This window comes from Nostoc sp. (assembly GCF_036917235.1).
Lineage (GTDB): Bacteria > Cyanobacteriota > Cyanobacteriia > Cyanobacteriales > Nostocaceae > Nostoc.
The window spans coordinates 139,313-153,607 of the sequence record NZ_JBALDU010000034.1 but is presented as its reverse complement, the minus strand read 5'-3'; the positions used below and the strand labels follow the sequence as shown (position 1 = coordinate 153,607).

12 protein-coding genes and 1 pseudogene are annotated in these 14,295 nt (G+C 43.3%); 5 read left to right on the top strand and 8 right to left on the bottom strand.

Going from position 1 to position 14,295, the window contains the following annotated elements; genetic code table 11:
* Nucleotides 1–91 precede the first annotated feature (91 nt).
* Nucleotides 92–370 (bottom strand): annotated as a pseudogene (locus tag V7K44_RS12105) (IS4-like element ISSysp3 family transposase); the annotation flags it as partial.
* A gap of 264 nt (nt 371–634) precedes the next feature.
* Between V7K44_RS12105 and V7K44_RS33180 the strand changes: the two are divergent.
* The gene (locus tag V7K44_RS33180; protein WP_442940682.1) at nt 635–904 is read left to right on the top strand and encodes a hypothetical protein; all 270 of its coding nucleotides are present in this window, start codon (nt 635–637) and stop codon (nt 902–904) included.
* Nucleotides 905–951: 47 nt separating this feature from the next.
* Here V7K44_RS33180 and V7K44_RS12095 read toward each other — a convergent pair whose 3' ends face one another.
* Nucleotides 952–1,482 carry a pentapeptide repeat-containing protein gene (locus V7K44_RS12095; RefSeq protein WP_334836549.1) on the bottom strand — a complete coding sequence of 177 codons (531 nt, stop codon included), beginning with the start codon at nt 1,480–1,482 and terminating at the stop codon, nt 952–954.
* Nucleotides 1,483–1,975: 493 nt separating this feature from the next.
* Nucleotides 1,976–3,370 (bottom strand): TldD/PmbA family protein, encoded by a 1,395-nt coding sequence (locus tag V7K44_RS12090; RefSeq protein WP_334931682.1) that lies wholly within the window; start codon nt 3,368–3,370, stop codon nt 1,976–1,978.
* 355 nt (nt 3,371–3,725) lie between these two features.
* On the opposite strand from V7K44_RS12090, the gene V7K44_RS12085 reads away from it, so the two are divergent.
* Nucleotides 3,726–4,049, top strand: coding sequence for an RNA recognition motif domain-containing protein (locus tag V7K44_RS12085; protein WP_094350164.1), 324 nt, complete (start codon nt 3,726–3,728; stop codon nt 4,047–4,049).
* A gap of 120 nt (nt 4,050–4,169) precedes the next feature.
* Nucleotides 4,170–4,361, top strand: a complete 192-nt coding sequence (rpsU, locus tag V7K44_RS12080; protein WP_069073774.1) for a 30S ribosomal protein S21 — start codon at nt 4,170–4,172, stop codon at nt 4,359–4,361.
* Between the two features lie 447 nt (nt 4,362–4,808).
* On the opposite strand, the gene V7K44_RS12075 is transcribed toward rpsU, so the two are convergent.
* The 3 genes from V7K44_RS12075 to V7K44_RS12065 form a co-directional block, all read right to left on the bottom strand.
* A complete protein-coding gene (locus tag V7K44_RS12075) occupies nt 4,809–5,744 on the bottom strand; it encodes a hypothetical protein (protein WP_334931680.1) in 936 nt (311 codons plus the stop codon).
* Nucleotides 5,745–5,951: 207 nt separating this feature from the next.
* Nucleotides 5,952–7,436 carry a galactose oxidase-like domain-containing protein gene (locus V7K44_RS12070; protein ID WP_334931678.1) on the bottom strand — a complete coding sequence of 495 codons (1,485 nt, stop codon included), beginning with the start codon at nt 7,434–7,436 and terminating at the stop codon, nt 5,952–5,954.
* 466 nt (nt 7,437–7,902) lie between these two features.
* A complete protein-coding gene (locus tag V7K44_RS12065; protein WP_334931676.1) occupies nt 7,903–10,173 on the bottom strand; it encodes an amylo-alpha-1,6-glucosidase in 2,271 nt (756 codons plus the stop codon).
* Nucleotides 10,174–10,304: 131 nt separating this feature from the next.
* Between V7K44_RS12065 and V7K44_RS12060 the strand changes: the two genes are divergently transcribed.
* Complete coding sequence (locus V7K44_RS12060; RefSeq protein WP_289799057.1) at nt 10,305–10,916, top strand: peroxiredoxin; 612 nt, start codon at nt 10,305–10,307, stop codon at nt 10,914–10,916.
* A 157-nt stretch (nt 10,917–11,073) separates the two neighbouring features.
* Nucleotides 11,074–11,610 (top strand): peroxiredoxin family protein, encoded by a 537-nt coding sequence (locus V7K44_RS12055; protein ID WP_334931673.1) that lies wholly within the window; start codon nt 11,074–11,076, stop codon nt 11,608–11,610.
* A 156-nt stretch (nt 11,611–11,766) separates the two neighbouring features.
* Here V7K44_RS12055 and V7K44_RS12050 read toward each other — a convergent pair whose 3' ends face one another.
* Together V7K44_RS12050 and V7K44_RS12045 are read right to left on the bottom strand one after the other, a co-directional pair.
* A complete protein-coding gene (locus V7K44_RS12050; protein ID WP_334931671.1) occupies nt 11,767–13,341 on the bottom strand; it encodes a serine hydrolase in 1,575 nt (524 codons plus the stop codon).
* A gap of 174 nt (nt 13,342–13,515) precedes the next feature.
* Nucleotides 13,516–14,256, bottom strand: a complete 741-nt coding sequence (locus V7K44_RS12045) for an RNA methyltransferase (RefSeq protein ID WP_099101431.1) — start codon at nt 14,254–14,256, stop codon at nt 13,516–13,518.
* Nucleotides 14,257–14,295: the final 39 nt, after the last annotated feature.

Sequence of the window (14,295 nt, the reverse complement as noted above, 5' to 3'; positions counted from 1 at the left end):
ATTGCGACGCGCTACGATAAACGCGCTACTAACTTTTTGGGTGCAATTTATCTGGCTGCTTCTGTCATTTGGCTTAATTGATGACACGCCCTAGTGTGGGATGAATATAAAATCCTACATCTGTGTTGTTTCCTACTACACCTATACCCTTTGCTTTCAACCTGCCTACATGAGACTGCAAGTTAATTTCGCTCGTATCACTGATAGCTAATATATGCTTTCCTTCTACCTGAGATACGCAGTGGTCTGATAGGCTTCGCACTAATTCCCCTACTGTCACATTCTGATTCTCCAGAAAGCGATAGTATCCTATTTGTTCGGCTCTATTTTTACTTATTTGTCGAATGCTGACTGATTGATGTTTTCTCATTGCTTCATACAATGCTGCCCCCTTTTTATCAGTCGCGGGTCTCCAAATGCTTTTCCCCCAACTACTTGAGCGTGTATTCTGATTGGATTTTCCACCGCCTTTGACTCCCCACAACTCTTTCTGTTATTACTTTACTTGGACTTGTGTGTACACTGTAGCCCCAAGGGAGAGGGGCTGGGGGTGAGGGCAAAACGTTGTGTCACCAAGCGGGTTTAGCGTTAAATATGACATCTATGAAGGACTTGCGCCCTTACAATAGAATATTTGTTTAACTGGAAGTCCCTTAGCCGAAACAATCGCATTGTCAGTCGAAACAATCGCATTGTCAGTCGAAACAATCGCATTGTCAGTCGAAACAATCGCATTGTCAGTCAAAACAATCGCATTGTTAGCCGGAACAATCGCATTGTTAGCTGGAACAATGGCATTGTCAGTCGAAACAATGCCATTGCAACTCTAAAAAACTTGTGTGTAAGCTGTCGCCCCTGCGGAGAGGAGATTAATCTCGGTGTTCTGAGGTACTGTTTTGGTTAATGTATTGATTCAGCAACCCAGAACCCTTGCTCTGTAAGAAAATGAGATTAAACATTCTCATCCAAAATAGTTCCTTCTATATTGGCTCCATCCAAATTGGCTCCGCTCAAATTTGTTTGGCTCAAATCTGCTTGGGTGAGATTTGCCTGAGATAAGTCAGCTACAGTTAAGTCTGCACCACTTAAATCCGCTCCATCTAGATTCGCCGCTATCAAGTTTGCTTCCTGCAAATCCGCCTCACTCAAATTAGTTTCAATCAGTTTAGCAACCGTCAAATCAGCGTGACTCAAATTAGCTCCATCCAAATCTGCTCCATCCAAGATTGCTCCATCCAAAATTGCTCCGCTTAAGTTGCTACTACTGAGATCCGCATTGCTCAAATCTGCCCCATTTAAATCTGCTTCAATCAAACTGGCGTGGGCTAAATTAGCGTGACTCAGATTAGCTCCATCTAAAATTGCCCGATCTAAAATTACGCCACTGAGATTGGCTTCTCTTAAGTTGGCCTCGCTCAAGTTGACACCAGTAAAGTCTCTGACACCTGCGGCATAGTTTTTCAGGAGTTGATCTGCTTTCATATCTGTCGCTGTGCTAAGGAACGTTTAACTAATTCGTAATTCGTAATTCGTAATTTTCGTGTGTAATGTTTAAATAAGAGTCTGAAATAGTCTTTAATTACGAATTACCTTAGCGCAGTAGTAGCGAGTCTGCAAGCACTCGATTATGAATAATTTTGGACTATGCCAGAGTAACAGTAAATCCCCAGCACGCGCCACGGAGGATTAGTGTGATGAATCAAACTAGAGTCGATATTGAATCAACTTTGTCTAGAGTAGCTATTTTTAACTACTAGCGCTACTACCTAGAGTTATGAGTTAATTTCATACTTGGGAGGGATGTTACTCACCTTAAAAATTTAAGGATTAACGTGAGCCTCCGTTGGAAACTCACGTTAAGCATTAGTGCAAAGCGATCGCTATACTCAATTATGTCGTTCGTCTGACAGAGGTTATGGCAAAACCAATTCCTATTCTTTTGCAGACTACGATTCTTACGACTGAAGCGGATAGTTCATGTTTCCCCGCCAACCACTACATCTCGAATTCGGAGGCTAGGGCCACCACAACCTACTGACAAGCCATTTTGCCCTCCCTTACCACAACCGCCAGATTCATCCCAATAAAAATCATCACCAAGTGCCTCAATATCCGCTAAAGTTTGGAATACATTTCCCGAAAGCGTCACATCCCGGACAGGTTCAGCAATTTTGCCGTTCCTAATCATCCACGCTTCCCCAGCACTAAAGGTAAACATTTCCCCATTCGTCATCCCACCCAACCAATTACGGGCATAAACTCCTTCTTTGATATCGGTGAATAAGTCTGCAACTGGTGTTTTACCCCGTTCAATCCAGGTATTTGTCATCCGCACAATGGGTGTAAAGTGATAGTTAAGACAGCGGGCGTTACCCGTAGGCGCTTCCTCCAATTTGCCAGCAGTTTCACGAGAATGTAAACGTCCCACTAAAACTCCATCTTTAATTAGTTGAGTAGTAGTGGCAGGTGTGCCTTCATCGTCGTAAAAATAGCTACCGCGATGTCCCTCTGGAGCCGCACCATCAAAAATTTGCAGTTCTTCTGGGCCAAACCGCCGTCCGATGGTCATAACTTCCAGGAGATCGGGGTTTTCGTAAGCCATATCAGCCTCAGAAAGATGTCCGAAAGCTTCGTGGACGAATAAACCCGTGAGAATTGGGTCAATGACTACAGTGTAAGTATTGCCTTTAACTGGTGGTAGAGATAAAGCGGCGATCGCTCTTTGAGCAGAACCTTTTACCTGTTCATCCAAACCAGCTAAATCTTCGTAAGCTTTGCGAGAACCAGTAGTTTCCCGTCCAGTTTGTACGGTTTCGCCATTTCTGGCAGTGGCGGCAAAGCGCATTTCCATATCCACCCAAGATTGCTCGATCAAAGTACCTTCGGAAGTAGCAATGATTACTTTTTGGGCGCTGTCACCGTAACGTACCGAGGTAGTGGTAATTCGGCGATCTACGCTTTTGAGCAATTGGGCATAGCGATCGCACAATTGTTTTTTCTGCGAGAGTGGGATATTTCGGGGATCAGTACCTTTTAGGGGTAGAATGCATACTGCTTGCACTGGGTCAATGGGTGCAAGTAAAGTTTCTTCATCACCAACCATCCGCGCAGCTGCGATCGCTTCTTCTATGCGATCCTTGATTGTTGCCAGTTGGTTAAAGCAGCTCAACCCCCATCCGCCTTTATAACAAGCGCGAATATGTCCGCCAATGGAGATGCCTTCACTGAGGGTTTCTACCTTGTCGCCACGCAACAAGATATCAGTCCCTTCTGCTTCTTCAAGGCGAATCATCAGATAATCTACACGCCCTGAGTAGCGAGCGATCAGGTCAGAAAGTAAATTTTGTGTGTCAGCAAGTGTAGTCGGCATTTCCAATTAATAACAATGACGAACTGCATTTATTTTGCAATTATTTGGGGAATTTCTGCTAATCAATATTACGAGGAGACTGGGTACTGGGGGAGATGATACAATTTTGGATTTTAGATTTTGGATTGGGAATTGCCTCTCTGCCCTTTGCAACTCTGCCTCTGGTGCCCAATCTCCAACCCCCAATCTTGAGTTACGGTGGGTAAGAACTCAATGATGTGCTAAGATAATCAAGTGAGAATAAAATTCGGTTACATTCTTTGTTTTTAGTATTGACAGGCTTTTCCCTTTTGGTCTTAACAAGCTTGCCTCCGAAATCTAAATCTCTACACACCTATGATTTTGGAGATAATGCATGTCAATTTATGTAGGTAATCTATCCTACGAGGTCACACAAGATGACCTCAATTCTGTGTTTGCCGAACACGGTACTGTAAAGCGGGTTCAGTTACCTACTGACCGTGAAACAGGACGTCCACGCGGCTTTGCCTTTGTAGAGATGGGCACAGAAGCTGAAGAAACAGCTGCCATTGACGCTCTTGATGGAGCTGAATGGATGGGACGCGACCTCAAAGTGAATAAGGCTAAACCAAAAGAAGATAGAGGTGGTTCTTTTGGTGGTGGTGGCGATCGCCGCGGCGGTGGTGGTGGTGGTGGATACAATAGATCGCGCTACTAAGCTTTAAGATCAAAAATTAAGTTTTAACGTCTAAAGGGCAGAATCATTATCTGCCCTTTTTGCGCTCCGGTCTACTGGATGGCTTAAATTGCCCAGTACCAATTAAGTAGGAGATGATAAATGACCCAAGTATTTGTGGGCGAAAATGAAGGAATTGAGTCAGCCTTACGCCGATTTAAGAGGGAAGTTTCCAAAGCAGGTATTTTTCCAGACATGAGAAAGAATCGTCACTTTGAAACGCCTTTGGAAAAACACAAGCGCAAAGAAGTCGCTCGACACAAACAACGCAAGAGAAATTTCCGTCGTAATTAACTATTAAGGATACCTCCGGTTAGCTATGCTAACACGCTCTCTCATTAGGTTCTTAGCTATCGAAAAGGCGATCGCTGTACTCCAAAGGAGAATCTAATGAGTAAGTTTTGAACATCGGCAACCTTTCCTGATATAAGCTATCTCCCAAAATTATTATAAATTTGTTTAAGTTACTGTTGTTCTATATCAATCATAATTTTCAGGGCTAACTAATTAGAAAATAAGTCAAAAATATTCTTAATAATAAGCTGTACCAATCAATGCCAATAAAAAGCCCTCAAGCAAAGATGAGGGCTAGTACCGCAAGGCGGAATTCAAAATTCAAAATTCAAAATTCATACAGCGTAAGCATTTCATTGGTTTTGAATGGGTGGTTTATTTACGCCGTACTGTACTAAACAGTTTTTTTGCTATAGATATCAGATCAAGATATTAGCTCAACTTCTTCTAAGCACGAGTACGCGTAATCTGAGCAGTATCAAAGTCTTGTAGCCGAGTCATATTTCCACTGTTCTTATCAACAATAAACACAGCATTAGGTGTCTCATATCTCATCGCTCCAAAGGCGAGGATTTGACCTGTTGTAGAGCAAACTAAGCTTTGTAAGCCATTATTCCATGCTTGACCATTAACTTTTAATTGTCCTAGTCTGATGGGCTTTTTTTGATTTGGATCTACCTGCACCAGAGTTGTCTCACCATACGCACCAACTATAGAGGTATAAAGTATTCCATCTGGGCACTCAGCTAGATTGCTGACCCGCTCATCGTCCAGGAATTTAATCTTACTAATAGAACTTATCTCTCCTGTTTGAAGATTAATATCTACCAATCTGATCGGTGGTGTACCGTTCTTCTTTCCTACTAGACCAATGAGTCGCCCATCATTAGTACCTAGCAAGCTCCCAAGCTGTTGATTTGGCTTAAGTCCTGAGACTATCAAAGTTCTTACAGGCGTACCCAAAAATGTAATGCGAGTAGGTGTCGGCTGTCTCCGACTAATCGCAACCGGAGTAATGGCTACAACAAGTGTGCCATCGCTTAAAGAGGTAAAACCACTCAATATCTCATTAGGCTCTAATAGAGGTGTACTTTTATCCGTAAGTACCTGAGCCTTTCCTGTCATTAAGGATTGCAAAACTAGTCCTACAGGCTTAATATCTATGCTTACACTGTTTAGGGCAGTGTTCTCTACTAATTCAGTGGTGTTTACCTCTGTAATAACCGTTGGGTCAGTAGCAACGAGCGGGCTAGAACCTATACCTACAATATTTAAACTTGGTGTTTCTGCCAAGGCTTTCTTGGTTAGATAACTAAGTCCAGATACTACAGTTCCAGCAAGTGCCAACTGTCCAAACCGTCGACGTGATACCTTGTAATTCATATTTTCCTTCCTAAAATTAATGACTTTTATTAGGTAGCAGTGTAAACATAAACAGATAACGCTAAGAGGTTGTTTGAAAAGTCCTCAAGCGTGTGTTTCACTACCCTGGCTACCGATAAACTGCTACGAGAGAATCGGAGTTTTGGAATTTCAGATCGCGCTCCTGAGTAGCACTTGAGGCTCAAGCAAACCCTTTTCAAACATCCTCTAATATATTTGCGTCCAGGTTGCTACTGAGGGTGTTCCATTGTTGTCACTAATAAAAAGCATGTACCAGCCTGGGGGTGCGATGTTTCGATTGTTTATGACCGCGACCTTAAGAGAAGTAGCGTTTCTAGAAATAATGGGTGCATCCACTAACCTTTGTTCTGTATCGCAGGAATGGGTAGTTGCCATTGGTCTAATAAAACTAACCCACTTAATATTCGCAGCTTGGGGTGTCTGAATCGTAAATTGCTGCCCGTAGGTCACTGTTTGAGGAGCGCTCTGAATAACTGGACGCGATCGCGACATATACGCAGGACTGTAGATTTCTAACCGCAGTTCATTGACCCTGCGTTGAGGGTTCCCCCCAGCTGTGACGACCCTACCATCTGGTAGCAACAAGGCCACCGAGTGATATACGCGGGGGACATTTTGTTTCGCTACTACCGTCCAGGTATTTGTAGCTGGATTGTAGATTTCTGCTGGCAGCATTGATTGTGTTGTGTCCTCATTCATTTTGCTACCATTGCAAACAAACACTGTGCGATCGGGCAATAAAACTGCGCTGTGATGCATCCGGGCATAGTTTAAAGGCTTTGCTGCGACGTAAGTTGGATTACTAGCTTTTAAATCGACAATATTTACCCTCTTTGTAGCTGTCTTACCACTACCCCCACCGAGAATCATCACCTTTTGATCTTGTGCAGGTGGTAAAAGGAGACTGGCAGCTTGATCGCCAAAAGCTATGTCTTGCAGCCCTGTCACCACTGTTTCTGTAATGGATTGTGTAAATGTCTCTGGCAGGGTTAATATCCTTGGTGTCACTCCAGTGCCACCCATCTGACCACCTGAATAAAAAATTTTTCCACTACTTAGTAGAAACAAATGCCCGTATGCCGGTAAAGCACTAGTTGTTGGAAAAGCTTTCCAACCATTTGGAAAGAAAGCAGAATAAATTTCTGGTTGTCTATTGAGCTTGCCATCTTTATCCGGCCCAGACACTGCTAAGACTCGACCGCTGCCTAGTGTTAACACAGTAGGATACCAGCGACCATTATTCATTGATAGGATCTTGACCCATTTCTCAGCAATGGGATCAAACATCAGAGCATAGGGTGAACCATAAAATGGGTCATAGCGCAAAGTTCCACCTGCAACCAGTAACTGACCATCAGGGCGGAAGGAGTGACCAGCGCAAAAAAGATCCATAGGTTGATTGTTACTATCCAATGGAGGCGCTTGCCGGGAAAAGGTTCCCTTGTTGACATCCCAGACCACACTGTCATAGGGAGTATTTAACCGATTGGGATCGTTACCTGAGCCACAGAAAAAGAATATCTTACCAGTACGAAGTAGAGCGGCATGTATAGGTAGGATTGGGGCACTATACGACAATACTTGCCATTTATCTGTAGTAGTAGCCTGAGCAATAAAAGTCCCTAAATCTGTTTCCTCTTGAAAACTAGTCTTGTTATTAGATTGAGTCACTTTATTTACAATTATTTCTAGGTGGACTTGATTTTTTGTACTTTATTTTATTAATTGATTTCTCAATTTATATCTATACTTTTTTAGGGTTATTTCGCATTAAGATATGATGTGTTTTATAATAAGGAAATATAAAATAAGCTTTATAAATAGTAATTGCGCTGTCAATCATCCATCCTGTAGCAGTATCTAAATTAAGCCTTAAATACATTGCTGCTATCAATAATACTACATATCATTCATGAAATTTTCTCATCACATATTTTCTCACAGAATAAAATAAACATCTTTGGTTTTGCGGACTCAATTGGTGAAATCATCGAAAATATCTAGTCACTTTTAGATAATCAGATAAATTAATAAAAATCTTGTATAATAAGGGTTTTGTAGGTTCCAACTTAGAACATTAATTTGTGAATGGATATTAATCAAGAATAATTATTCCAGACCATCTGTATCCCTGCAACTATTTCATGTGGCGGATTACTTCGGCAACTGACCAAGCTTGAGCGATCGCTCCTCTGGGTGTGTGAGGTGAATCGCCATCAAAAATCTCAGAAATAGAACCAAGACAAGCATCAAAGAAAAAGTGATCTAGCAAGGGTTGCCAATCAAAAGGCAGCGATTGTTGTGGATAAAAACGTTGCCAAGCCCGAATATATGGCCCAATTAGCCAAGTCCAAACAGTGCCTTGGTGATAAGCGCGATCGCGTTGCTGTTGATTGCCCTCATATTTCCCTTTATATTCGGGATCTCCTGGATTGAGACTGCGAAGACCATAAGGTGTGAGCAAGCTGCTAGTTGCCAAATCTAATATCTGACACCCTTGCTGTTCGGGAAACCCACAATGGTGGAGGGATAGCGCCAAAACGGCATTCGGACGAATTTGAAAATTCCGGCGATCGTCCGGCTCAATAGTATCGTACAGATAACCTAGCTGATGATTCCAGAATTTTTGCAGTGAGATTTTCACGTGTTGTGCTTGGTTAGCATAACGCTGTGCTTGCTTAGTAAGACGCACTGGTGAGCCATATTCCATTTGGCTCAAGCGTCCCGCCCACTGACTCAGCCAACATAAAGCAGAATACCACAGCGCATTGATTTCCACCGGCTTCCCGTAACGGGGTGTGACGGGGTGTGCCCCAATTACCACATCCATCCAGGTGAGAGCTACACCATGAGCATCCCAACTAACTAACCCATCGGTAGCATCGACCTGGATATTGAAATGTGTACCACCGACAAATGCTTTATAGATTTGCTGTACTACAGGGAATTGCTCTGCCAAAAAATCCCAGTCTTGGGTAGCTTCTAAATAAAGTCCTAAAGTTTCAATCCACCACAATGCCGCATCAATACTGTTATAAATTGGTTCGCCATTGAGATCGGGAAATGCATTCGCAATTAAACCGTGGCGACAATAATGCCCAAAAGTTCGCAATACTCCTTTTGCTAGGTCAAAGCGCTGTGGAACTAGTGCCAACCCTGGTAAAGCGATTAATGTATCGCGTCCCCAATCATTAAACCAATGATAACCAGCAATGACCGTGGGGCCTGCAACTGAGGCTCGATAGACGATAAACTGATCGCTTGCTTTGAGTAGTTGTTGCCAAATTGGGAATTGGGCATTGGGAATTGGACATGGGGTATGGGGCATTGGATATTCGTAGTTATTCTCCCGCTCCCCTGCTCCTCGGTCACTGAGCGTAGCCGTTGGCGCAGCCTCTCGTAGAGAAGTGCTGCCCCTCTGCTCCTCTGCTCCCCTGCTCCCCTGCTCCCCTGCCCCTCTACCTCCCTCTCTCCATCCAAAAATCTGTGAGAGCCTTTCTTGCTCTGCCTCCACAGCTTCTGCGAAGGTTTTGATGGTGAGAACACCTGGCACTGAGTCAGGAAAACCGACTCGTGCTTCTAAAGTCACCGTATCTCCTGGTTGAAGTGTGACTATCAAGTAACCAGGACTGTGGAGGTCTTCTTTGTCGCCTAATCCCCGTTTTGTCTCCTCAGACAATCTATAATCCCAATACCAAACTGCATCTGGTTGATAATTTCCTTGTGTCCAGCGCAAGTGCCAAGGTATGCCGAAGTGCCCAGAATGGATTGCTTGCAGACAGACTTGTTGTTCCCCTAGCAATTGTGAAAACTGTAATTTTTGAGCAGTCTGCTGGTGGTGAAAGTCACGTTCTGCTATCAACAGTCGCAACCGTAAAATCGCTGTTTCAGTTCCCTCGTAGCGATACTGGATTAAAATTCGATGGCAAAATTGGGCATTGGGTATAAGAGGCAGAGAGGCAGAGGGGCAGAGGGGCAGAGGGGAAAAACTTTCTGCAACTTCTCCTTCTCCCCTGCTCCCCTGCTCCCCTGCTCCCCTGCTCTCCCGCCCTTTGTCCCCAGTCCCCACCAAACCATAAGGCATCACCAATTGTCTGGTTAATTGCCAGTTATCTTGACCCCAAGTCCATTTAGGAACTGGGTTAATATCAAAACGGCGTAGCTGTTCGTAGCCAGTTAGCTCAATCCGACCGTTACCCCAAACATTTGTCCCCAGTGCCACAACGCTCCCTAATATTTCCAAGCTAGCTTCTAGGTGCGAAAACAGCAGAGTCCTTCCAGAAGGTGGGTTTGTGGCGGCAAACAGCCAACCATGATAGGTGCGTGTGCGGACATCAGAAATTGTACCGCTGGCAAAACTTCCTAAGCCATTGGTAAGCAACCATTCTCTTGTATCTAAATCAGGCATTTGCTACTCAAAATCGTTATGAGTATGATATAGTTGTAACAGATCGTAATTAAACTGTGAGAGCGTGGATGGGTGAATTTTACTTGACCCAAATTCCAACGCTACTAAACCGATAAAGGAGAATTAGGTTAATGTCCCTTACTTACGGAACCGAAGGAAGCCTCCGCGTTGGTCAACAAGCTCCCGATTTCGCAGCAACGGCTGTGGTAGATCAGGAATTTAAGACAATCAAACTTTCCGATTATCGCGGTAAGTATGTTGTTCTGTTTTTCTACCCACTAGACTTTACCTTTGTTTGTCCTACTGAAATCACAGCATTTAGCGATCGCTACGAAGAATTCAAGAAAATCAATACCGAAGTCCTTGGGGCTTCCGTTGACAGTGAATTCTCTCACCTCGCTTGGATTCAAACAGATCGTAAGTCTGGTGGCGTCGGCGACCTGAATTATCCTCTAGTCTCCGACATCAAGAAAGAGATTAGCGCCGCTTACAACGTTCTTGACCCAGCAGCAGGTATTGCCTTGCGTGGTCTGTTCATCATCGATAAAGATGGTATTATACAGCACGCCACCATTAACAATCTAGCTTTTGGTCGTAGCGTTGATGAAACCCTGCGGACATTACAAGCAATTCAGTATGTTCAGTCTCACCCTGATGAAGTTTGCCCAGCTGGTTGGCAACCTGGTGACAAGACCATGAATCCTGACCCAGTGAAGTCTAAAGTCTACTTCTCTGCTGTCTAAATTTAGCTAGCTAAAAAACTCTAATCCAGCCTTTTGGAGTTGAAAGTAAAATCAATGAGAACCACAGATAAACAGAGACACACATTAAACAATGTCCATCTCAGTAAATATCTGTGGTTTTTTATAAAATAGTATTTAAATAATCAAGGCTAAAAATATGTTGACTTCAACTGACTTTAGTGGCTTATTAAATGAGCGATTCTTCCGCAATTTTTTACCAGTTCCAGCTAGCAATCAACTCAGATTGGGAGTGGGAACACCAGACTTTCAATTGCCAGATATTACCAACGGAACTTTAGTAAGATTGTCTGATTATAAAGGCAAACAACCAGTGTTACTCGCCTTTACTCGCATTTTTACCGAAAAGCAATATTGCCCTTTTTGTTTTCCTCACATCAAAGCTTTGAATGAAAATTACGAACAATTTAAAAATCGCGGTATAGAAGTTTTAATGATTACTAGTACCGATGAAAGGCAAAGTCAAATAGTTGTCAAAGATTTAGGCTTAAAAATGCCACTATTGAGCGATCCTAGTTGTCGAGTATTTCGTACATATCAAGCAGGACAAGCGCTGGGAGCGCCTTTGCCAGCACAGTTTGTATTAGATAAAGAAGGAAAACTGCGCTACTGGCATTTATTTTCTTTTTTGGATCACAACGCTAGTGTTGAGACATTGTTAGAACAATTCAATTGACTATAAATATTCAAAATAAATTGCATTTGATGCTGAGAATTAGGAATTAGGAATTAGGAATTAGGAACTCTTAAGATTTGAATGGTAATTGAGACTCTAATCAAATCATCAAATCTTAATAGTTTTACATATTTGGGGAGTATTACGAATTACAAATTATCTTTGAGGATAATACTGGGGATTCATAACTGGAGATTGATAACCGTTTGTGGGTACTGTACTTCCCATACCGTTAGGTACAGGAGTGACAACAGGAGGCTGATAAATGCTCATGGGTGCAGTGCCTGTTGTACCGTTAGGTAAAGCAGGATTCGCAACCTGGGGCTGATAACCATTTGCGGGTACAGTGTTTGTAGTGGTGTTTGGTGTAACAGGATTTTGGCTAAACTCTTGGTAGGCTGCACGAGAAATTGAGCTAATCAATTTTTCGGCGCGGGGGTCGTTTGCTGGACGTTGTACCATTACAGAGGCTATGTAGCGCTTGCCAGTTGGAACAACAATTAAACCTGTATCTGCCAACATTGTGCCGATATCACCCGTTTTGTGATATGCTCTCGCACCTGTCCCCAAACCTGATGGCAGCAAAGTGTCTCTTTGGGTGCGACGCAAGATATCAAGCATGAGATCGCGTGATGGCATACTGACTAAATTTCCTTGACTCACAATTGCCATCAAATTTCCTAGTTCTTTGGGACTAGTGGTGTTTGTCCCTTGCAAATCTGGGAGTTGATTACGAATTGTTGTGGTTGTCAATCCCCAACTACGGAAACGCTGGTTTAAAGCGTCCATTCCTCCCAGTCGGGCAATCAGCATATTTGTCGCCGTGTTATCGCTGATTGTAATCATTTTAGTGACTACTTCCAAAGCGGCGTACTGAGTTCCCGGTGGTTTGTATTGCAACTCTCCCGAACCGCCGGCTACCATATCCTGTTGCATGGTCAGCATATCATCTAGGCGAATCTTAGCCGCGTCCACATCCTGAAAAAAGGCAATCAAAATCGGTACTTTAATCGTACTAGCCGCCGGAAAACTGGTAGAGGCATTGATATCTACATAATTGCCAGTATCTAAATCTACTAAGAAAATTCCAGGTGTGAGATTTGGATTGGTAGCCGCCAAATTTTGCACGGCATTTTTCAAAGAGGTAATTTCCTGAGATAGGTAGAGACTCGAAGCTGCGGCCGGGGGAGTTTGGGTAGGTTGTGGCTGCGATCGCGCTACATTATTAAGATTATTATTAGATTGCGACGCCGAATTTGTGCTGATGCGATTGGCTGGGTCTAATACTGACAATACAGTGCCCACAATTGCACCCATCCCAATACCCACAATCAATAACCGCAAAACATACAATACGGTTTTGGCCATTGGCTTTAACTGGGTTTTTCGCGATGAGCGTCTGCCTGTTTTTGGCTTTTCCATCCGCACTGTTTTAACCATCACAGCACCTGGTCGAAAGGGAGGAATTTTTCCCTTGACACTAGGTATTGATTTTACTGCCGTTGGCATAACTAACCCCGATTTTACCCTACGTGTAGCGCCAGAGATTGGGGGAGGACTAATTTGATTTTTTGGGCGTGTTAGTGGCCCTTCTTGTCTATTTGTAGTTTGCTGCTGACTGTTAGCTTTAACTCTCTTTTTTACCACTTTTTGAACTTTTTGTGGCTGCTGGCGGCGATTTAAGGGTTGACGCCGCGAGAAAGCTGTTAGTTCGCCACTTGATTCTGACACCGTTACTCCTTGTGACCGACTTGACTGTTTTCTTGCCGACTCTTGACCCCAAATTTAATCTTTAAGCAATATTAATACTCAAATTCTACTTTGCCACTAAGTAGCATTTTTGTGTTTAGTTTAAGCGATATTAATTATTTTGGGGGGATGATTGCGTATATATTAAACGAATAATTACAAGTTTTCACTATCCCTCTGGTTTTTCAGGGCCCATTCTACCTGCTGCAAAATTCCTCGCAGCATGGCCACCTCCCCAGTTTTCAAGTGAGCGCGATTATACAATTGGCGAAATTTTCCCATACGACTAGCTGCCGTATGGGGATATACATAACCAATTTTCAGTAATACTGATTCTAATTGCTGGTAGTATCCTTCCACAACATCCAAGGGTGCGAGTTCAATTTGAGGTAAGGTTTGAATGTCAAGTTTTTGGGCACATTGTGACAATTCATAACAACAAATTGCTACAGCAGTAGCCAAATTCAGGGCGACATAATCTTGACTTGTGGGAATGCCAACAAACCGCTGTGCATAATTTAATTCTTCATTGCTTAATCCCCGGTCTTCTCTGCCAAAAATCAGGGCTGTGGGTTTTTCTGGTTCCTCCAGTAACCAGGGTAGTGCAGTGCGAGGATTTTCTAAAGGTGTTTCTAAACTACGAACGCGACCAGTGGTAGCGATCGCCCGTACACATCCATGCAATGCTTCTGGTAAGGTTGCCACTATTACCGCAGATTCTATAATTTCCTGAGCGTGAACAGCCATCATCAAAGCTTCCGTCGATAGCGGATCGCATTGGGGGTTCACTAATACTAAATTATATAGTCCGAAATTTTTCATTACCCTGGCGATCGCGCCGATATTGATCGGTCCAGCCGGTTCTACCAACACAATTCTTAATCCAGCCAAGCCCATTTTTTGCCTCCTGCGATCGCACCAGATAATACTTACAGA